Genomic DNA, 21,280 nt, shown 5'->3' with positions numbered 1-21,280 from the left:
TGCCCCCTTTCTCTCAACGCGCGAGCCAGCCGCCATCCACGGCCAGGATATGGCCCTGAACATGGTCTGAGGCGGCGGATGCGATAAACACCGGCTCAGGCCGCTGCGGCAGTCGGCAAAAATGCGGGATCGTCGAGCTTGTACGCCTTCTTGACCAGCCCGTAGCTGAGCGCGTGCGCCAGCTCGGCCGCCTCCCAGTCCGCAATGCGGTGTTCCGCGACAAGACGGGCAAGGAAGGCGCAGTCGACGCGGCGCGCCACATCGTGCCGCGCGGGGATCGACAGAAAGGCGCGGGTGTCGTCGTTGAAGCCGACCGTGTTGTAGAAGCCTGCGGTTTCGGTTGTCATTTCGCGGAAACGGCGCATGCCTTCGGGACTGTCGTGAAACCACCAGGCAGGCCCGAGCTTGAGGCACGGATAGTGTCCGGCAAGCGGTGCAAGTTCGCGGGCATAGGCGGACTCGTCGAGCGTGAAGAGGATGATCGACAGCCGCGTCTCGGTGCCGAAGCGGTCGAGCAGCGGCTTGAGCGCGCCGACATAATCGGTGCGCATCGGAATATCCGCGCCCCTGTCGCGCCCATGACTTTCGAACAGCGCGCGATTGTGGTTGCGGCACGATCCGGCGTGGATCTGCATGACCATGCCGTCCTCGACGCTCATCGCGGCGAATTCGGTGAGCATCTGGGCGCGGAACAGCTCGGCATCGGCAGACGTCCAGTCGCCCGTCACGATCCGCCGGAACAGCCGTTCGACTTCGCCCGCCGAAAGGTTGGCGGTGGCGGCGGTGGGGTGGCCATGATCGGTCGCGGTTGCGCCAGCGCCGCGGAAATCCGCGCGACGCTTGCGATGCGCCGCCAGATAGCCGTGCCAGTCATGAACATCCTCGCCGGTCAGCTCGGCGAACCGCGTCGTCGCTGTCGCGAAGTCGGGATGTTCCGGGTCGACTACCGCGTCGGGCCGGTAAGTGGTGACGACCCGGCCCTTCCAGCCCGAGGCATGGATAGTGGCGTGCTCGTCGAGCCCCTCATGCGCGCCTTCGGTCGTCGCCAGCAACTCGATACCGAATCGATCGAACAGCGCGCGCGGCCGAAAGGCAGGCGTGGCGAGCGCGGCACCGATCGCGTCATAATATCGATCGGCGGTATCCGCCGAGAGCATGGTGTCGAAGCCGAAGACATCGGCGAAGACATGGTCAAGCCACAGTCGCGACGGCGTACCGCGAAACAGATGATAGTGCGCCGCAAACAGCCGCCATGCGTCGCGCGGGTCGGTCGCGGGGGCGCCATTGCGGTCTGGCACGCCGAGCGCATCGAGCGGGATCCCCTGGCTGTAGAGCATGCGATAGAGATAATGATCCGGCGCCAGCAGCAATTCGGTCGCGTTGGTCCAAGGCGCGTCGCTCGCGAACCAGGCGGGATCGGTATGACCATGGGGGCTGACGATCGGAAGCGCCGCCACCGCGCCATAGAGCGCGCGCGCGATGTCACGCGTGCGCGCGTCCGCCGGAAACAACCGATCTTCATGCAATTTCAACGGGCCTGTCATCACGCTCCCGACTCTCCTTGTCCCTCTGCCGACCATAGAGGCTGCTTCGCGCCCCAGGTGACCGTCTAGCGCACGAAAGCCCTGGCTGGCGTTGCGCGAGCCTCGGCGGTGAGCACGAGCTCGGCGGCAAGCAAGGCGCCTTCCTGGTCCTGCGCCACCGATGTGCGCTCTACGATGTCCGTCACGAACTGCGGACCGAAGGGCAACGGCACCTTGGAGCAGTCGAGATAGCGCATGCCCTTCCGGTCGGCGATGAACAGGTGGTTCCCTCCCGGTCGTCCGGCGATGTCCACATATTTTCGCAGCTCGATAAAACCCTCGGTCCCGAGGATGAACAGGCGGCCATCGCCCCACGTCGAAAGGCCATCCGGCGTGAACCAGTCGACCCGGACATAGCCTGTGCCGCCGTCGCCGTTCAACACCATGTCGCCGAAGTCCTCGAACTCGGGATACTCGGGATGGCCGAAATTGCCCGTCTGGGATGCGACGACCCTGGCGCGCTTGCTGCCCGTAAGATAAATGAACTGATCGGCCTGATGGCTGCCCACATCGGTGAGGATACCGCCGTTGCGAGCCGTATCCCAGAACCACGCCGGCCGCCCCGACGCCGCCAGCCGGTGCGGGGCGAGGTTGACGGTCTGGATCACCCGGCCGATCGCGCCGTCGTGCACGAGCTGGCCCGCCATCACCGCGGCGGGCACCTCGAGGCGCTCCGAATACATGATCCCGTACTTGCGGCCGGTCTCCTTGATCGTGCGCTGGACATCGGCAAGCTGCTGCAGCGTGGTGACGGCGGCCTTGTCGCTCAGATAGTCCTTGCCCGCGCGCATGACGCGGATGCCCAGCGGCGCACGAAGGTGGGGAATGGCGGCGCTGCACACCAGCTTGATGTTGCGGTTTTCCAGGATCTCATCTTCCGACCGCGCCAGCGCAACGTCGCCATAGCGCTTGCGGAACATCGCGATCTGGTTGGGATCAGCGGCGTGGAACATGGTCAGGACCCCGCCGCCGCGAATTACGGCATCCGTGATGCCGTAAATATGATTGTGATCCAGCCCGATCACGGCGAAGGGCACGCGATATTTTGCTTCCGGCGCGGGCCGTGCCGGCGCGCCCTCGGTCGGCGCATCGCCACGGGTGGCGGATTGAGCGAGCGCGTCGGTGACGAAACCGGCGGCAAGACCCGCGGACAGGCCAAGGCCCAGAAGCTCGCGGCGGTTGGATTCGGTCACGGCTGGTTTCCCTTGAGGCGTGGCGCCGTCGCGCCGATTGATGAATTGGTGGGCGACGGGTCCCGCTCCATGGTCAGACCGCGACAAGCGACGTCGGCCAGGTCATGGCCTCGCCGCGGTCCATTGCCTGTTCGCCGAGCAGCGAGGCGACGCTTGCGTGATACGCCTGGGCCAGCAATCCGGGGAGCGGTTTGCCCGAGCGCACCGCCTCGCCAAACGCCTCGAACTGCAGCATCGTCTCGTCATATTTGCCCCAGCCCAGCGATTCCCCCGGCGTCGTCACGGGAAGCTCGGGGAACCATGTGGCACCGCCGATCGGAACGGTGCGCTTGTGCCCGCGCCGCACGTCCTCCTGCATCCGCTGGAGCGCCAGAACCTTGGGCGGCACTTCCTGATAGATGCGCCCGAGCTCCGGCTCGATCGACCCCTTGGTGCCCTGAATCTGTTCCTCGCAGCCATAACGCGCATTGTTCAACAACGAGGTGTAGACGAATTTGCGGCCGCCCGAATATTCGTAGACCAGCGCGACATGGTCATAGACCTCCCGCCCGTCCTTCCAGAAGCAGATGCTGCCCGATCCGAACACGCGGGTCGGCACCGCGTCGAGAAACCAGTTGCCGACCTGGAGCTGATGGGTCGCCAGCTCGGTCATCAATCCCGCCGAGCTGTCGCGATACAATCGCCAGTTGATCTGTCGGTCGAGGTTGCTTCCGGGCGGGATCGGGCGCCGCCAGCTGCTGTTGCGGTGCCAGCTCGCCCGGATCTGCGTGACGGCGCCGATCTCGCCCGCCGCCACCCGACGCAGCGCGTTCAGATAGGTCGGGTGGAACATGCGCTGATGACCGATCTGCAACACCTTGCCGCGATCCTGCGACGCTTTCACCATCGCACTGCAGTCGGCGATCGTGCGCGCCATCGCCTTCTCACACCACACGTGTAGCCCCGCGTCGAGCGCGTCCAGCGTGGGGCGCGCGTGAAAATGGAGCGGGGTTGCGATGACGACCGCGTCGAGACCGCCGGCGTCGATCATCGCGCGATGATCGGCGAAGGCAGGCGTGGTTGCGCTGACCAGCGCCCGTCCCTTCGCCAGATGTGGCTCATAATTGTCGCAGATCGCCGCGACGGTACAGTTGCGGGTCGTGGCGATATTCTGGATCAGCGTCCGGCCCCGATCCCCGGTCCCGATCACGCCCAGCCGCACGCGATCGCCTGCCACCGGTTCGGCTGCGGCGGCGGAGATCGCCCAGGGCGCGGCAGCCGCCATGCCCGCGGCCCCCGTTGCCTTGAGCACGCCATCGATGAAAGAGCGTCGCGTGAGGTCGAAATCCTTGTCGGTCATTGCAGAGCCATCTCACATGGTTGAACGGGCATCGCCGCCTCACGGCTGAAATCGAACAGGAAGCGGCGCGCGCGCCCGCAGTCCAGCAGGCGTCCAGCCTGATCTTCATCGGCGACGAGCAGCGCCGTGCTCATCGCCTCGGCACGCGAGCCGCTGCGATCGATGGCCACCGCGCAGCGTGGTGCGGTGACGAGGGATGCGTCGGTCGGCCGGACCATCGCCGCGCGCTCCGGCGCATGCGCGCCCGCGCCTACGGTCGCCGAGATCGAAAGAGCCTCGTCGCGAAGCTCGAATTCCGCAAGAAACCGCTCCGGATGGAGCGGATGCGGCACTGCAACCGGCCAACCGCCCCCGTGCGGGTGTTCGCCGACGACCGCGACCGAACTCTCGCCCGCGCACAGGAAGGCCGATGTGGCTTCCGCCTCTCTCAGCGCGCGGCACGCTTGATCAAGCGCAAAGCCCTTGCCAAACCCGCCGAAGTCGAGCGCGACGCGCCGTGACGCCTGGATGCGCGCGTTATGGCGATCGAAGAAAATCACGTCCCATCCCACCCCGGGCCTCCCCACATCCGCCGCCGGATCGAACAGACCGTGCGTCAACGCATAAGCCGCCTCGATTTCAATTAGCGCATCGAGCAGCACCGGATCGTCGACGGGACAGGGCAGCCCCGCCATCAGGCATTCGTTGACCACTGTCGTGGCCGAGGGGCGGTGAATCGTGAGGGCATCGTCGACCGCCTCGATGGCGCGTCGCGCAGACAGCAGCGCGTCGCGATCGCCCGAGCCGAAAAGATGCAGCTCGATCCGCGTGCCCATCGCCGCGAACCGCTCCGCGTGCATCGTGATCGCAGGGGCGGTCAGGCCTTCACCTCCCAGCCGGGCTCATAGTCAACCGACCAGAGTTTCATCGCCTCGGGGCCGGACGGCTTCCCGGTCGCGGCATCAACGGTGAGCGTCGACTTGGTGCGGTACGCGATGTTGCCCAGGTGGCAGAGCGTCGTGCTGATATGCCCCTCGTGGATCGGCGAGGCGAGCGCGCTGGCGCGGCCACGGATGACATCGACGAAGTTGCCGGCGTGCAGGGCGTCGAGCGCCCCCTCCCCGACCGTTCCGGTGGTCTCGGAACTCGCGGGCGCGGCCACCTGCCGCAGCAACTTGCCCGCCAGGTCGTACAACTCGAACCCGTTGCGATCGACGATCGCCGAGCCCCTGGTGCCCAGCAACAGCACGCCGCGGCCGCGGCCGTAGCGCAGCATTCCGTTGCAGCTGCTCCCGTCCCACCGGATCGTGCGCCCATCGTTGTAGGCGAGATCGAGCGCAAGCGTGTCGTACATCTCCCAGTCGTCGTCGCGGAAGAATTGGCGAGAGCCTCGGGCCGACACCGTGTGCGGATAGGTCAGCCCCATCAGCCAGCGCGCCACGTCGAGCTCATGCATCGCGTTGTTGCAGATCTCGCCCGTCCCATACTTCCAGAACCAGTGCCAGTTGTAGTGGACCAGGTTCGAGCGATAGGGCCCGCGCGGACGCGGCCCCTGCCAGAGATCCCAGTCGAGATGCGCGGGCGGTGCGGTTTCGCGTCCGCGCCCGATCGACTCTCGATGGTTGGCGTACCAGGTCTGCGCCTCGTACACGTCGCCCAGTTCGCCCGCCCGGATCAGATCGGCGAGCTGGCGCGTCTCCGCACTGGAACGCTGCTGATTGCCGACCTGCAGCGCGCGGCCGGTGCGCTTCTGCGTCGCGATCAGCGCTTCGCCCTCAGCCGGCGCGATGCCGATCGGCTTTTCGATATAGACGTGCCGGCCCGCGTCCATCGCGTCGATCGCCAGCTTGGCATGCGAGTGGTCGGGGGTGGCGACCGTGACGATATCGATATCCTTGCGGTCGAGCATCCTGCGATAATCGCGCTCGGTCCTCGGCTGTGCATGCCCCTTGGCGGCGAACTCGGCCGCGCGCTTCGCAAGCACCTGCGAATCGACCTCGACGAACTCCGTGACCTCGACGTTCGGCAGTCTCGAGAAAGCGCTCATATGCGCCTGTCCGCGACCGTTGACGCCGATCACGGCCACCCGCAGCCGATCGTTGGCGCCCATGACCCGTGCATAGCTGCGCGCGCTCATTGCCACGCCCAGCGTCGCGCCCGCGCCCTTCATCATCGTGCGGCGATCCAGCATGGTCTTGTCCCCTTTAGAATTCGCGAAGTTTGATCGAGCGGAAATCGACATGATTGCCGTGGTCCTGCAACAGGATCGGCCCCTGCTCCCACTCGCCGAACTTTGGCCATTTCGCATATTTGCTCTCGGCGACGAGCGCCCGGAATTCGGGCGAGCCGCGCTCATACTCGACGACTTTGAAGCCGTTCAGCCAATGCTCGACGCGCGCTCCTCTCACGACGATCACGGCGCGATTCCATTCGCCGGGAGGATTGAGGCGCTTGTTCGGATTGTCGGGGTCGGACAGGTTGCGCGCGGTGATCAGGTCGTAGAGCGACCCCAGGGTCCGGTTGCCGCCGCGTCCCATCTTGGCATCGGGATGGCGCTCGTCGTCGAGCAACTGATACTCCAGGCCAATCGCCGACCCGTCGCCCTTCAGCAGGTTGGGATCGACGAAATATTTGAGTCCGCTGTTGGCGCCGGGCGTCAGTCGGAAATCGACCGACAGCTCGAAATTGCGATAGTCCCGCGTCGTGATGATATCGCCGCCGTTGGTCGATTCGGCACCATCCGAGCTGTTGACGGACAGGATGCCGTCGCGGATCGTCCAGCCCTTTTTCGGGAAATCCGCCGCCTTGGCGCTGCGCCAGCCTTTGGTGGTCCGCCCGTCCCACAACAGCGTCCAGCCCGCGCGCCGCTCCTCGTCGCTCAGGCGGTTTGTGAGCCAGCCCTGTTGCTCCAGCGTCGTCGCCGCAGACGCAAGGCGAGCCGCGCCCTCGCTGATGATCCGAACGTTGCGGAACCGCACTTCGGGCCGCCGGCTCGCTTCCGCATCGGAGATGGCATGCACCTGAAACGCAATGAACCCGCGCGCATCGGTATCGTCGGCAAGGTCGGCCGCGGGCACCCCGTTCACCCAGGTGCGCAGGCGATTGCCGATCGCCTCGATGCGATAGTGGTTCCAGTCGCCGGAGCGGAAGGCGTGCCGAGCCGCATCGTTGCGGCCGAGCGTGTAGAGCCATTGGCGGCGTTGCTCGTCATAGATGCCACCGCTCCACGCACGTTTCGACGGGTCGATCTCGGCCTGATATCCGAAGACGACGCCGTTCCGGTAATCGGCCTGGCTCTGACCGCGGACCATGACCCCCGAGTTGAGCGCCGGATCTGTTTTGGCATCAAATTCCAGGATGAAATCGCCATATTGCGTGTCGGACACGAGCCAGCTGTTCGCCGATCCCGGCGCAGCACGGCCTATGAGTTCGCCGCCGGCAACCTCAAACGTCGCATTTCCGCCGGTGACGCGCCAACCGGCCATCCCGGCGCGCGGCGTGATGTCGCGCCATGACGCCTGATCCGCCGTCGCCAAAGCAGGAGCCGTCACGATGACTGGCGCGACGAGCAGCCTCAGGATCGCGACCCCGCGGACCATCGCAGCTCTTCCCATGGCACTTCCTCCCATCGCGTTTTCTCAAGAGCAGGCCGGGCGCGCCATCATGGAGCCCTCACCTTGCCGCAGGTCGATTTCTGATCGCTGACGTTAAATAGTGGTCGGACCACATGCAATAGTGATGTCAGACATTTTTTTCGAAGCAATATGACTGGTTTACCTGCCGAGACTTGACGATAGGCACCCCCGGCGAAGTAGAAGGGTTCCACTGGGCAAATTCAGGGCGAAAACGCGCCCGATCAGTCGAATGAGGAATGACATGTCAGCCGAAGAACGGGGCGGCAAACTCTACCGCAAGATCGTGCAGGCGATCGTCGCCGACATTGCGAACGGCGTATTCCCGGTGGGTACGCGCCTGCCCGCCGAACGCGACCTGACCGAGCGATTCGAGGTCAGCCGCCCGACGATCCGCGAGGCGATGATCGCGCTCGAGATGCAGGGCCTGGTGGAGGCGCGCAAGGGATCCGGCGTCTTCGTGCTGGCCTCCTCGACCGCCAACGAAGACCGGGAACTCGACATCGGCGCATTCGAGATCACTGAGGCACGCCGACTGCTCGAAGGCGAAGTCGCCGCGGTCGCCGCGACCGAGATCGACGAAGCCCAGCTTGCCGAATTGCGCATGTTGCTGATCGATATGGAACAGGAGGATACCGCCGCAGCCGAAGAGGCCGACCGGCGCTTCCATATCGCCATCGCGGAGGCGACGGGCAATGCCGTGATCATTTCGGCCGTCACGGATTTCTGGGACATGCGTTTCCGGTCGGCGCTGGCGCGCGAGGTGCTCATGAAGGCGGGCAGCCTGGGGACGGAGAGCCGCCTGTCCGAGCATGGCCGCATCCTGGAGGCACTTGAAGCACGCTCGCCGGTCGATGCACGCAACGCGATGCGCGACCATCTTACCAGGCTCATCGACCATCTTCTCGATGTGACCGAAACTGAAGCCGTCGAGCGTGCACGCGCAGAGACTGACCAGCGCCGGCGCGCGCTTGCCCGTCGCACGGTCTGATACCGCAAACCCGATCGCCTCTCACCTTTCGCCAGTTCAAGAACCTCCCATTCGCCAGGCGAATGCCGCGCATGGGCCATGGCTGCCGCGCAATCTCGAAAATCGGTCAGGCGCTATTGTCACAGTGGCCTGACAATGTTAGCTGACAAGAAAAGATAAAAAGTCAAATAGATCGTCAGCGATAACATCCTGGGTGACGGATCATGTCGATCGCTCAGGCGGATGGGAGAGAGGGATGAGCCGCGAAAGTTCCAGCAGGTACCAACTGCTTATTTCAACGAGTCTGGTGAGCTTATTGATGGCATCGCCGGCATATAGCCAGACGGCCCCGCAAGCCCCGACAGCGCAAACTGGCCAGACAGGCGGGACTGACGAAGCTCCCCACACCGACGTGCAGGGCGAGGACATCATCGTCACCGGTTTCCGCGGCTCGCTGAACAGTGCACTGAACCTGAAGCGGCAGGAAACCGCGGCGATCGACAGCATCGTCGCCGAAGACATCGGCAAGTTTCCCGATTCCAACCTCGCCGAATCAATGCAGCGCATTCCCGGCGTCGCCCTGTCGCGCGGCGACGGCGGCGAGGGGCGCAACATCTCGGTCCGCGGCCTCGGCGCGCAATTCACCCGCGTCAGGATCAACGGGATGGAGGGCGTGTCACAGGTCAGCGGCAGCGATATCCGCGGCGGCGTCGCCACGGGGCGTTCGTTCGACTTTGTGACCTTCCCTACCGAGATCTTCTCAAGCCTCTCGGTGCGCAAAACCCTTTCGGCCGACGTGGAGGAAGGATCGCTCGGCGCCACGGTGGATCTCCGTGCGCCCAAGCCGTTCGATCAGAACAAGGACTTGGTCTTCTCGGCCACCGCGCGCGGCCTCTACAACGACATCAGCAAGGAAGCCGATCCACGGCTGTCCGCGCTCGTTTCCAAGAAGTTCGGCGACACGTTCGGCGTGCTCGCCAGCATCGCCTATTCGAAGCGCCACATCGACGAATATGCCTATTCGGCGGTCGACGTCCTGCCGTCCTATGTCGCCGGGCAGAAGCAACCGGTAACCGGCATCATCTTCCCCTATTGTACGCCCGTCGGCTACACCTTTGGGGGCGTGCCGGTGACGAGCCCGGCGCCGGGCTATGCCAACAACGGAACATCAGTGGGTGCCGACGCCAATAATTGCAGCGCCGGCAACCCCCGCACCAGCACGAAGGCGGCATATGATTATATCATGAGCCGCACCGGCGTGTCAGGTCGTCCGGGTGGCGGCGTGTTCCTGCCACGCCTGCCGCGTCCGGTGAAGGGCAGCCAGAATCAGGAGCGTCTGGCCGGTTCGTTGACGCTGCAATGGAAACCGTCCGACGACACCGATATCTCGATCGACGGGCTGTATTCTCGCTTCAAGGTCAATCGTCTCGACACGATGCTCGATGCGCGCTCAATGGGCCGTACCGCCGCGAACAACGGCCAGCCGATGATGTCGATCCGCGACATCGAGGTCGACGAAAACGGCTCGCTGATCCATGGCCTGTGGGATGGCGTGGACCTGCGCTCGGAGATGCAGGACGAGCGTTTCACCTCGACCTTCCGCCAGGCGAACCTCAACTTCGACCAGCGCTTTTCCGACACGTTCCGCGTCTTTGGTTTGGCGGGCATCAACGATTCGCAATTGAACGTGAACCGCCTGCAGGTCGCGATCGATTCGAACGACACCGATAATTTCTCGATCGACTTCCGCGACAACCCGGACATCCCAAAGATCAGCTACGGCATCGACCTGACCAACCCGGCCAATTTCCTCTATGGACCGCCGCTGCCCGACGGCACGCAGCGTGGACAGATTTCGAGCTTCATCCGCAAGAACACCATTGTCAGCAAGACGTTCGAACTCAACGGTGAGTGGGAGGCGGCGCCGAGCTTTATCGTCCAGGCGGGTGGCCAGTATCGCACCAACAAATACACCGCGCGCGATCGGCAGCTGATCCCCGCCCAGTCGTTGCCGCAGACGCTGCCGGCGGGCGTATCGCTCGCCGACATCACGTTCGTGACGAAAGGGATCGGCAAGAATCTGAACGGCCAGATGCAGGATTTCGTCGCGATCGATCCGGACAAGTTCCGTGATGCGGTGAACTTCGACAGCTATCAATATTGCAGCGTGGAGTGCGCCAAGGGCACGTACGGCGGGGTCAACGAGAAATACCTCTCCGGCTACCTCATGGTGAAGTTCGACACCGAGGATATCCTGCCGTTCGCGCTGCGCGGCGATGCGGGCGTGCGCTACGTCCACACCGACCTCGACACCTACGGGCCGATCCCCACCGCCGCGCCGGCCGGTTCGCCCTTTCCCTCGCAGTATGTGATCTCCACGGTGGCGCGCTCGTACGAGGACTGGCTGCCGTCGATAAACCTCGCGCTCGACATCACGCCCGACCTCATCGCGCGTTTCTCTGCGGCGCGCGTGATGTCGCGCCCGTCCTACGGCCAGCTGATCCCCAGCGGCAGCGCGAACATCGTGATCCGCACCGCCTCGATCACCAACCCCTATCTCGATCCGATCCGTGCCAACACCTTCGACGCCTCGCTCGAATGGTATTTCGCGCCCGGTTCGCTGCTGTCGGTCGCCTATTTCTACAAAAACATCGAGACCTACATCCAGAACACCAATCAGCTGGTGCCGTTCCGCGAACTCGGACTCCCGCTGTCGCTGCTCCAGGGCACGGGCACCGGCGTCACCCCGGACGAACTATTCAGCGTGACGCGCAGCAACAACACCGACGGAGGGCCGCTGCGCGGGTTCGAGGTGAACCTCCAGTTACCGTTCAGTTTCCTGCCGGGGGCGCTCAGCAACTTCGGCGCGCTCGCCAACTTCACGCGCGTGCGCTCGAGCATCGACTACATCGTCTCGCCGACCATCACGCGCAGGGCGCCTCTCGTCGGCCTCTCGCCGGAGACCGCCAGCGGCACGCTGTACTACGAGGACGACAAGTTCAGCATCCGCTCGACGATCAACTACCGGTCGGCGTTCCTCACCAGCGTGCCGGGCCCGACCGACAGCGACGCGAATGGCAATGCGAGCTCGATCTTCGTCGATGCGTCAGCGTCGTACAACATCAGCGACAACATCAAGCTGATCGCCGAGGTATCGAACATCACCAACGAGACCAACCGCCTCTTCACCGACACCACGCGGAAAGACCCCCTATACACCGCCTATTTCGGCCGTACTTACGCCCTGGCGGTCAACTACCAGTTCTGACTCCTCCCCTGTCACCGCGAGCTCCCGCCGGTTTCCGGTCGGTGCTCGCGGCGGCCTTCTTGTGCAGAACGGGTCGGGTCGCTTCTCTATGCAAATTTGCCTTACCAATTCTTTATATCTGGCCTATCAAATTTAGCTTTGCTAGACAGACATCAACCCAGCGAAGGAAGCCAAATGGGCGGATTCGCGTGACATAGGAAGGGAATAGCCGGTGTTGATGACGGAAACGATGCGCTGGTTCGGCCCATCTGACCCTGTGACGCTGAAAGATATCAGGCAGGCTGGCGCAAGCGAGGTCGTCACCGCGCTCCACGAGATCCCTAACGGTGAGATCTGGCCGCGCGAGGCGATCGCTTCGCGCAAGCGGGAGATCGAGGCTGCGGGCCTCGGCTGGACGGTCGTCGAGAGCCTGCCGGTACACGAGGGCATCAAGACCCGGGCCGCGAACTGGAACGAACTGATCGAGCATTATCGCGAGAGCCTCGTCAACCTCGCGGCGTGCGGCATCAAGACCGTCACGTACAATTTCATGCCAGTGCTCGACTGGACCCGAACCGATATCGCTTGGGAGATGCCGGACGGCGCCTTGGCGTTGCGGTTCGAGATCGAGGCGATCGCGGCCTATGACCTCCACATGCTGCGCCGCAAGGATGCCGAGCGTGACTATTCACCGGAGCTGATCGAACGCGCGGCGCGGCGGTTTCACGCGATGAGCGACGACGAGCGCCATCAACTCGAACGCACGCTCATCGCCGGGCTCCCCGGCAGCGAGGAATCCTTCACCACTGAACAGTTCCGCGAGGCGCTCGCGCAATATGACGGCATCGACGCCGATACGCTGCGCGCCAATCACATCGCCTTCCTGCAAGCGATTTGCCCCCTGGCGGACGACCTGGACATCCGTATCGTGGTCCACCCGGACGACCCGCCATTCCCGATATTCGGCCTTCCGCGCGTGGTGAGCACCGAGGAGGATGTCACGGCGTTGTTCCGATCCGTTCCCAACCGGTCGAACGGCCTGTGCTTCTGCGCCGGATCGTTCGGATCGCGCCGCGACAACGACCTGCCGGGCATGATCGAGCGGCTGGGCAGCCGGATCGGCTTCCTCCACCTCCGCTCCGTCCAGCACGAGTGCGAGGGCACGTTTCACGAAGCGGCGCATCTCGAGGGCGACGCCGGCATGGTCCAGCTTATCGCCGCCACCTACGCGGTGCAGCAGCGCGAGAAGCGTTCCATCCCGATGCGCCCCGACCACGGACATCAGATGCTCGACGATCTGTCAAAGGTGACACGGCCCGGCTATTCGCTGCTCGGCCGCATGCGTGGCCTGGCCGAGTTGCGCGGAGTGGAGCGCGGAATCGCGCACATGTGCGCCGCCGCCGATCGCTTGTGAGGCTCTCGGCCGCGACCGTTGAGCAGTTGCCGAGCGATGTCGGCCGTGTCGGCTATGACCGCGATGCGCAGCGCGTGGGGATCGTCCATTTGGGCGTTGGCGCATTCCACCGTGCGCACCAGGCCGTCTTCGCCGACCGCGCCATGGCGGCCGGCGAGCGCGACTGGGCGATCGTCGGCGCATCGCTGCGCTCGGCCACCACCCGCGCCGCCCTGGCGCCACAGGACGGCTTGTACACCGTCACCGAGAAACGCGCGCACGGCGAACGACCGATGCTTGTCGGGGCGGTCCGCGACGTCATCGTCGCACCCGAGGCAAGCGAGCAGTTGCGGCGCACGATGGCGTCACCCGACGTGGCGATCGTCACGCTGACGGTCACGGAGAAAGGGTATCACCAGCATGCGAACGGATCGCTCGACATCGATGCGGTCACGCGGACGCCCGGGACGATCTACCACCATCTGACGCGCGCCTTCGCCGATCGGCGGGATGCCGGCCGGGGCGGCGTGACGCTCCTTTCCTGCGACAATCTCGCCGATAACGGCGGCACATTGGCCGCGTCGATCGGCGTCTGGCTCGATCATGTCGATCCGTCGCTCGCGACATGGTTCGCCACCGAATGCACCTGCCCGTCGACGATGGTCGACCGGATCGTTCCGGCGACCAGGCCGTCCGATCTCGATGCGGTCGCGGCCATGCTTGGCATGCGCGACGAGGCCGCGGTCGTAACCGAGCCCTTTCTGCAATGGGTCATTGAAGATCGGTTCACTGCTCGCCGCCCGCGTTGGGACAGCTTGGGCGCCCGGTTCGTCAGCGGTGTGGCGCCGTACGAGACGGCGAAGCTGCGGCTGCTCAACGGCGCCCATTCCGCCCTCGCCTATCTCGGACTGCTGGCCGGGTTGAACTACGTCCACGAGGCGATCGCAGATCCCGCGATCAAATCGGTCGTGGAACGACTCATGCGCGAGGAAGCGGCGACGAGCTTCGATCCTGCACCGGAGCAGAACCTGACCGAATATGCCGACGCGCTGCTGGGCCGTTTCGCGAACGACGCCCTGCCCCACGCGCTGGAGCAGATCGCCACCGACGGTTCGCAGAAGATTCCGCAGCGCTGGCTGGCACCCCTTAGCGCGAACGCGGCGCGAGGGCGAAGCTGTCCCGCGACGCTTCGCGCGCTCGCCGCATGGCTGATCCACGTGCGCGGCGACGGTCATCGCGTCAACGATCCGTTTGCGAGCGAACTTGCCGGACTGTGGGTGAGCGCCGGGCGCGACGGGATCGTCGACGCGGTGTTCGGCGATCATGGATTTTTCGCCGGCCGCTGGCGACCGCGCGACGATGACAGAGACGTGCTGGCGCAGGCGCTGGCGACGCTCGGCTGACAAAAAACAACAAACGGGCAACACCGATCGGGAGAGTGAGCGTGGCAGGATCGAGCGAGGCGGAAAATCTTGCATCAATACGGGCCGGCACGTGGGCGGAAGGCAATATCCGCTGGATCATCTGCGCGCTGCTCTTCTTCGCCACGACGATCAACTACATCGACCGGCAGGTCATCGGCATCCTCAAGCCGACGCTCCAGGCCGAACTCGGCTGGTCCGAGATCGACTATGGCATGATCGTGTTCTGGTTTCAGGCGGCCTATGCAGTGGGCCTGCTCGCGTGCGGGCCGGTGATCGACCGGATCGGCTCGAAGCTCGGCTATGCTACGGCAATCGGCCTGTGGAGCCTGGCCGCGATGGCCCATGCACTGGCGCGCGGCCCCGGCAGCTTCTCGCTGGCGCGGTCCGCGCTCGGCCTGGGCGAGGCCGCAAATTTCCCCGCAGCGATCAAAACGGTCGCCGAATGGTTTCCGAAGAAGGAGCGGGCGCTCGCAGCGGGCATCGTCAACGCCGGCGCCAATGTCGGCGCCATCGCGACGCCGATCATCGTGCCGATCATTGCGATACACTATGGCTGGCAGGGCGCATTCATCGTGACGGGGCTGCTCGGCTTCGTCTGGCTGATCGCCTGGCTCACCTTCTATCGCGCGCCAGCCCAGCATCCCCGCCTATCGAGCCGGGAACTCGCCTATATCAACGCCGACGACAGCGCAGACATCGTTCCCGCGCCTATCCAGTGGCGGACGCTCTTTCGTCATCGCGCCACCTGGGCCTTCGTCGCCGCAAAATTCCTGACTGACCCTGTTTGGTACCTGTTTCTGTTCTGGTTGCCGGACTTCTTCGCTAAGCGACACGGGCTCGACCTGGCCAGCTTCGGGCCGCCGCTGATTGCGGTCTATCTGCTGGCCGATGTCGGCAGCATCGGCGGCGGCTGGCTATCCTCGTCGCTCATCAAGCGCGGCTACAGCGTCAACGCCGGACGAAAGCTGGCGCTGCTTGTCTGCGCGCTGGCTGTGTTGCCGATTTTCTTCGCAAGCTCAGTATCCAGCCTGTTCGCCGCGGTCGCGATCCTCGGCGTCGCCGCTGCGGCGCATCAGGGATGGTCGTCAAACCTCTACACGATGGTGTCCGACACCTTCCCGCGAAGTTCGGTAGCTTCGGTGATGGGGATCGGCGGCGCTGCGGGCGCGGTCGGCGGCATGGTCATGGCCCGTTACGTGGGACAAGTGCTTGAAACGGTCGGCAGCTACCTTCCGGTATTCGCCTGGGCGGGCACTGCCTATCTGATCGCTCTTTTCGTGGTGCATCTTCTTGTACCGAAGCTGGACCAAGCAGCCCCCCCGTCGGCGCCCAGCTGCTAACACCGAATCCGCTCTTGGGCAGGAAATGATTGCGCGTTAAACCAAGAGGCTTCGATGACTAACACCAAGACCATTATGTCATGGATCGGCAAGGCGGCCGACGAGATCAAACTTATCACGTCATACGACGGCAAGCGGGCCCATTGGGAGGCCCATCGCATGGCAGACCATCTGCTCGAGCGCGGACACGACCTCAGTTTGGCCGAGCCACGTGCATGCGCCAGGCAAATTTACTGCGCCGCAGCCCAAGCGTTGGCTGCCGAAGCCCGGCGCTTAGATGAGGAGCGCATGCGCCGTGTCCTCGGCGACGACTCCATCAATGCGTGGCTGGAAGGCTGTCCGTCGAGGACATTGCCATCACAGAGCCGAACGGAGGCCGGGCCAACCGCAACCGAAAGACTTTAATATCACTCGCGCTCAGCATCGGAAGTTTTCATTGTTACTCGGAAAACTTCGTTGTTCGCCTACACATGACTCATGTGCATGGCGGCATCATTCCACGGTGACCGACTTGGCCAGATTGCGCGGTTGATCAACATCCGTGCCCTTGGCAACCGCGACGTGGTAGGCGAGCAGCTGGACGGGCACCGCATAGACGAGCGGTGCGATCAGCGGGTGCACCTGGGGCATCTCGATCGTCGCGAGCGTCCCCTCGCCCGCCTGCGCGATGCCTTTGGCGTCGGAGATCAGGATGACCTTGCCGCCGCGCGCCTGCACCTCCTGCATGTTGGAGACGGTCTTTTCGAACAGCGGCCCCGAGGGTGCGAGCACGATCACGGGGACATGCTCGTCGATCAGCGCGATCGGGCCGTGCTTCATCTCGCCCGCGGCATAGCCCTCGGCGTGGATATAGCTGATTTCCTTGAGCTTGAGCGCACCCTCGAGCGCCATTGGATATTCGGGGCCGCGCCCCAGATAGAGCACGTCGCGCGCGGGGGCGACGAGATGCGCCATCGCCTCGATATCGCCGTCATGGCCCAGCGCCTCGTTCATGGCGGCTGGGGCTTCCGCCAGATGCGCGACGACCTCGCGCTCCTCGGCGGGGGACAGCTTGCCGCGGGCGCGCGCGAGATTGGCGGCGAGCGCGGCGAGCACCGCCAGCTGGCAGGTGAAGGCCTTGGTCGAGGCGACGCCGATCTCGGGGCCCGCATGCGTGGGAAGGAGGAGGTCGGCCTCGCGCGCCATCGAACTGGTCGGGACGTTGACGACGACCGCGATCTTCTGCCCCTCGGCACGCGCGTGACGAAGTGCCGCGAGCGTGTCGGCGGTCTCGCCCGACTGCGAGATGAATAGCGCGAGCCCGCCCGGCTCGAGCACAGGCTGGCGATAGCGGAATTCGGACGCGACATCGATGTCGACGGGCATACGCGCGAACTGCTCGAACCAGTATTTGGCGACCATGCCCGCATAGAAGCTCGTCCCGCACGCGACGATGGTCACGCGGCGGATATCGCCAAGGTCGAAGTCCATCTGCGGCAGCGCCACCTGCTCCTCGAGCGGGCGCAGATAGCTTTGCAGCGTCTGCGCCACCACGACGGGTTGCTCGAAGATCTCCTTCTGCATGAAGTGGCGGTGATTGCCCTTGTCGATCAGCGCGCCGGTGACACCCGAGATCGTGACGGGGCGCTCAACGGGGTTGTTGTCGCGATCGTAGATCTGCGTGCCCTCGCGCGTGATGACGACCCAGTCGCCCTCCTCGAGATAGGCAATCTTCTGCGTCAGCGGCGCAAGCGCGAGCGCGTCCGAGCCGAGATAAGTCTCGCCCTCGCCATAGCCGACGACGAGCGGCGAACCCAATCGCGCGCCGATCAGCATGTCGGGATGCTGGCGGAACAGGATGGCGAGCGCGAAGGCACCGTGCAGCCGCGGCAGCACCGCCTGCACCGCGTCCCTGGGAGACTGGCCGGCCTCGACGAGCTCGCTGACGAGATGCGCGACGACCTCGGTATCGGTCTCGCTGTCGAACTTGCGGCCCCGCGCCTGGAGTTCCTCGCGCAGCGGCTTGAAATTCTCGATGATGCCGTTGTGGACCAGCGCCACCTCGCCTGTCGCGTGCGGGTGCGCGTTGCTGGTGGTCGGCGCGCCGTGCGTCGCCCAGCGCGTGTGCGCGATCCCGATCACGCCGGGCAGCGGCGCCGCTGAAAGTTCGCGCGCAAGGTTGTTGAGCTTGCCCTCGGCGCGGCGGCGATCGAGCACGCCGTCATGGATCGTGCAGACCCCCGCCGAGTCATAGCCGCGATATTCGAGCCGCCTCAGCCCCTCGACCAGCCGGTCCGAGACATCCGCCGTGCCCAGAATGCCGATAATGCCACACATGCTGCCGTGTTTCCTTAAAGCTGATAGGGGATACGAATGCCCGGCATGACCGCCGGAAAGTCCTTGATGTTGCGCGTGACGAGAATGCGCCCGCTGACCTGTGCCGTCGCCCAGAGGATCGCATCGGGCAGCTTCAGCCGGCGATCACGCTGGATCACCGCCGCGCGCTGCGCGATTTCATCGGTCAGCTCGCTGATCGAGAAACGACCGAGAAATGCCTCCGTGCCGGGCGCCGCGGCTTCTGGTGCGCCCGCCATGACCTCTACCCAGGTGACGCGGGTGATCCAAGGTCGGCGCACACGCTGGAGTTCGACCCGCGCAGGCTCGACGCCGCTCAACGCGTCAACGAGGATATTGGTATCGAACAGCGCATCCCTCATTCAGAACGCATCCGCTGCTGATAGGAGAGTCCGTCTTCGCGCCGGCCGTGCTTCGCCCACAATCCGCAGGCCTGATCGATCCAGTTCCCGCCGGCTTCGCGGCGATAGGCCGAAACCGCCTCGCGCAACAGCGCGGCGCGCGACTTGCCCGTCTCGCTTGCCAATTGGTCGAGCCATTTCACATCATCATCGGGCAGGTCAGCCAGGATACGCATGATATCGCGATATCATATCGTGATATCATGTCAAGGTTTGGCGGCCTTCTTCGTCATCATCATTTCGCGAAAGCGCTTTGCCCAGCCCGACCGCGCCGCCTGCTGGCCGCGCGCGACGGCAAGCGCGTCGGCCTCGACATCGCGCGTCACCACGGAACCCGCCCCCACCATCGCGCCGTCGCCGATCTTCACAGGGGCAACGAGCGCGCTGTTCGATCCGATGAACGCGCCCGCGCCGATCTCGGTCCTGTACTTGAAATAGCCGTCATAATTGCAGGTGATGGTGCCGGCGCCGATATTGGCGCCCGCACCGATGCTGGCGTCGCCCAGATAGGTCAGGTGATTGGCCTTGGCGCCGACGCCGAGCTCGGCCTTCTTCACTTCGACGAAATTGCCGACCTTGGACTTCTCGCGCAGCACCGCGCCGGGGCGCAGCCGCGCATAGGGCCCGACTTCAGCGCCACTTTCGATCGTCGCACCCTCGATATGGCTGAAGGCATGAATCGTGACCTTGTCCGCCACATGCACGCCGGGGCCGAAGACGACATTGGGGGCGATCGTCACATCGCGGCCGATTACGGTGTCGTGCGCGAACCACACCGTCTCGGGCGCGGTGAGCGTTACACCCGCCGCCATCGCGTCGGCGCGGCGGCGGCGCTGCCACTCGGCCTCCACCGCCGCAAGCTCGGCGCGGCTGTTGACGCCTGCCACTTCCGAAGCGTCCGCCTCGATCACCGCGCTCTGGCGACCATCGGCGGCGGCGAGCATGACAATATCGGGCAGATAATATTCCCTGGCGGCGTTGCTGTTGCCGACGCGGGCGAGCAGCGCGAAGAGATCGGCGGCACGCACCGCGAGCAGCCCCGAATTGCACAACGTCTCCGCGCGCTCCTCGGGCGTCGCATCCTTGAACTCGACCATTTTCGAGATGGCCCCGTCGGCATCGGCGACGATGCGACCATAGGCGGCCGCATTCACCGGGCGAAAGCCGAGGACGACCGTGGCGGGCGCGTCAGGCGCGTTGAGGCGGGCGAGCAGGCGACGCATCGTGTCGGCGCTCACCAGCGGGACATCACCATAGAGGATGAGCACGTCGCCCGAAAATTCCTGCAGCGCTTCCTCGGCCTGCTGCACCGCATGGCCGGTGCCGAGCTGTTCCGCCTGCACCGCGATCTTCGCGCCGCGTCCGGCGAGCGAGGCCTCGACCTGTTCGCGGCCGGCGCCGACGACGACCACCTTCTCGGCGGGATGCAGCCGGTCGACGCTGGCGAGCAGATGGTGCAGCATCGGATGACCGGCGATCGGATGGAGCACCTTGTGCAGATCCGACTTCATCCGCGTCCCCTGCCCTGCGGCTAGGACAATGGCTGCGATCGGCGGCTGACTCATGCTGGCTCCCTGTCGAAACTGTGCGCGCATTGCCACGTCCCGCTTGCCAACACCATCCCCCAGACGGCAAGACCTTGATCGTTTCAGGCTGAATCAGCCTGAAACGATCAAGGTCTCAACTCTTTGCATAAAGCCTGATTCACGCTTTTCGGTGAAAGCGCATAGCGCTTCCACCTCAACCGATCAGGCTCCAGGAGCACCGCATGCGCGATTTTCCCTTTGCCGTGATCGGCTTCGACCTCGACGGCACGCTCCTCGACACCAGCAGCGACCTCACCGACGCGGTCAATCATGCGCTTGCGGAGGCGGGCCGGCCGCTGCTTTCGCGCGAGGCGGTGAAGCCGATGATCGGCGGGGGCGCCAAGAAGATGCTCGAACGCGGGCTCGAAGGGACCGGCGGTTGCCCCGAGGAGGAGATGAAGCGGCTCTACGGGGTGCTGCTCGCCTTCTATGAAGACAATCTGACCAACGGCACCGTGCCCTTCCCCGGCATGGTCGACGCGCTCGACCAACTCGCTGCGATGGATGTGCGTCTTGGGGTCTGCACCAACAAGTTCGAGCGTTTCGCGAAAAAGCTCCTCGGCGAACTAGGCCTGAGCGAGCGCTTTGCCGCCGTGATCGGCGGCGACACGATGGGCAAGGGCAATGCCAAGCCAAGCGCCGCGCCCATCCACGAGATGATCGCGCGCGCGGGCGGCGGCCGCGCAGCATTCGTCGGCGATTCGATCTACGACATCATGGCCGCGCGCAATGCTGGAATCCCCTCGGTCGCGGTCTCCTTCGGGTTCCTGACCCAGCCTGTCGAGGAACTCGGCGCAGATGGAGTGATCGACCACTATGACGACCTGATCCCGACGCTGGCGCGCCTCGGCCGATAACA

General features: G+C 64.8%; 17 protein-coding genes and 1 pseudogene. 7 read left to right on the top strand and 11 right to left on the bottom strand.

Annotation, left to right across the window (positions count from 1 at the left end; translation table 11 throughout):
• Positions 1-13: 13 nt before the first annotated feature.
• From AC3WJD_RS05750 to AC3WJD_RS05720, 7 genes and pseudogenes are all read right to left on the bottom strand, one after another.
• Positions 14-91 (bottom strand): annotated as a pseudogene (locus tag AC3WJD_RS05750) (2-deoxy-D-gluconate 3-dehydrogenase); the annotation flags it as partial.
• Positions 92-95: 4 nt separating this feature from the next.
• Positions 96-1,544, bottom strand: coding sequence for a glucuronate isomerase (gene uxaC / locus AC3WJD_RS05745; protein ID WP_492745352.1), 1,449 nt, complete (start codon positions 1,542-1,544; stop codon positions 96-98).
• A 65-nt stretch (positions 1,545-1,609) separates the two neighbouring features.
• Complete coding sequence (locus tag AC3WJD_RS05740) at positions 1,610-2,776, bottom strand: Gfo/Idh/MocA family protein (RefSeq protein WP_492745350.1); 1,167 nt, start codon at positions 2,774-2,776, stop codon at positions 1,610-1,612.
• 73 nt (positions 2,777-2,849) lie between these two features.
• Positions 2,850-4,115, bottom strand: coding sequence for a Gfo/Idh/MocA family protein (locus tag AC3WJD_RS05735; protein WP_492745348.1), 1,266 nt, complete (start codon positions 4,113-4,115; stop codon positions 2,850-2,852).
• A complete protein-coding gene (locus AC3WJD_RS05730) occupies positions 4,112-4,930 on the bottom strand; it encodes an FAD:protein FMN transferase (protein ID WP_492745346.1) in 819 nt (272 codons plus the stop codon). Before AC3WJD_RS05730 ends, AC3WJD_RS05735 begins: the two co-directional genes overlap by 4 nt.
• 41 nt (positions 4,931-4,971) lie before the next feature.
• The gene (locus AC3WJD_RS05725; protein ID WP_492745344.1) at positions 4,972-6,285 is read right to left on the bottom strand and encodes a Gfo/Idh/MocA family protein; all 1,314 of its coding nucleotides are present in this window, start codon (positions 6,283-6,285) and stop codon (positions 4,972-4,974) included.
• Between the two features lie 13 nt (positions 6,286-6,298).
• Positions 6,299-7,708, bottom strand: a complete 1,410-nt coding sequence (locus AC3WJD_RS05720; protein ID WP_492745343.1) for a 3-keto-disaccharide hydrolase — start codon at positions 7,706-7,708, stop codon at positions 6,299-6,301.
• Between the two features lie 262 nt (positions 7,709-7,970).
• Between AC3WJD_RS05720 and AC3WJD_RS05715 the strand changes: the two genes are divergently transcribed.
• From AC3WJD_RS05715 to AC3WJD_RS05690, 6 genes are all read left to right on the top strand, one after another.
• Positions 7,971-8,717, top strand: a complete 747-nt coding sequence (locus AC3WJD_RS05715) for a FadR/GntR family transcriptional regulator (RefSeq protein ID WP_492745341.1) — start codon at positions 7,971-7,973, stop codon at positions 8,715-8,717.
• Between the two features lie 298 nt (positions 8,718-9,015).
• Positions 9,016-11,964 (top strand): TonB-dependent receptor, encoded by a 2,949-nt coding sequence (locus AC3WJD_RS05710; protein ID WP_492745339.1) that lies wholly within the window; start codon positions 9,016-9,018, stop codon positions 11,962-11,964.
• A 217-nt stretch (positions 11,965-12,181) separates the two neighbouring features.
• The gene (uxuA, locus tag AC3WJD_RS05705; RefSeq protein ID WP_492745440.1) at positions 12,182-13,357 is read left to right on the top strand and encodes a mannonate dehydratase; all 1,176 of its coding nucleotides are present in this window, start codon (positions 12,182-12,184) and stop codon (positions 13,355-13,357) included.
• Entirely contained in the window at positions 13,333-14,739 is a 1,407-nt protein-coding gene (locus AC3WJD_RS05700; protein WP_492745337.1) for a mannitol dehydrogenase family protein, read from the top strand. The genes uxuA and AC3WJD_RS05700 overlap by 25 nt, the downstream gene beginning before the upstream one ends.
• Before the next feature lie 41 nt (positions 14,740-14,780).
• Complete coding sequence (locus AC3WJD_RS05695; protein ID WP_492745335.1) at positions 14,781-16,100, top strand: MFS transporter; 1,320 nt, start codon at positions 14,781-14,783, stop codon at positions 16,098-16,100.
• A gap of 54 nt (positions 16,101-16,154) precedes the next feature.
• Complete coding sequence (locus AC3WJD_RS05690; protein ID WP_492745333.1) at positions 16,155-16,505, top strand: hypothetical protein; 351 nt, start codon at positions 16,155-16,157, stop codon at positions 16,503-16,505.
• 87 nt (positions 16,506-16,592) lie between these two features.
• Here AC3WJD_RS05690 and glmS read toward each other — a convergent pair whose 3' ends face one another.
• The 4 genes from glmS to glmU are packed head-to-tail and all read right to left on the bottom strand — an operon-like array spanning position 16,593 to position 20,400.
• Positions 16,593-18,416 carry a glutamine--fructose-6-phosphate transaminase (isomerizing) gene (gene glmS / locus AC3WJD_RS05685; RefSeq protein WP_492745332.1) on the bottom strand — a complete coding sequence of 608 codons (1,824 nt, stop codon included), beginning with the start codon at positions 18,414-18,416 and terminating at the stop codon, positions 16,593-16,595.
• A 14-nt stretch (positions 18,417-18,430) separates the two neighbouring features.
• Complete coding sequence (locus tag AC3WJD_RS05680; RefSeq protein WP_492745330.1) at positions 18,431-18,796, bottom strand: type II toxin-antitoxin system VapC family toxin; 366 nt, start codon at positions 18,794-18,796, stop codon at positions 18,431-18,433.
• On the bottom strand, positions 18,793-19,011 hold the full coding sequence (locus AC3WJD_RS05675) for a ribbon-helix-helix protein, CopG family (protein WP_492745328.1): 219 nt from the start codon (positions 19,009-19,011) through the stop codon (positions 18,793-18,795). Before AC3WJD_RS05675 ends, AC3WJD_RS05680 begins: the two co-directional genes overlap by 4 nt.
• 30 nt (positions 19,012-19,041) lie before the next feature.
• Positions 19,042-20,400 carry a bifunctional UDP-N-acetylglucosamine diphosphorylase/glucosamine-1-phosphate N-acetyltransferase GlmU gene (glmU, locus tag AC3WJD_RS05670; RefSeq protein ID WP_492745326.1) on the bottom strand — a complete coding sequence of 453 codons (1,359 nt, stop codon included), beginning with the start codon at positions 20,398-20,400 and terminating at the stop codon, positions 19,042-19,044.
• A 203-nt stretch (positions 20,401-20,603) separates the two neighbouring features.
• Between glmU and AC3WJD_RS05665 the strand changes: the two genes are divergently transcribed.
• The gene (locus AC3WJD_RS05665; protein ID WP_492745324.1) at positions 20,604-21,278 is read left to right on the top strand and encodes an HAD family hydrolase; all 675 of its coding nucleotides are present in this window, start codon (positions 20,604-20,606) and stop codon (positions 21,276-21,278) included.
• The last annotated feature ends 2 nt before the right edge of the window (positions 21,279-21,280 follow it).

It is taken from the genome of Sphingobium sp. FW306-1B-F04DB (assembly GCF_058781925.1).
The sequence above is the reverse complement of the archived record's forward strand: the minus strand, read 5'-3'. Positions and strand labels throughout refer to the sequence as shown.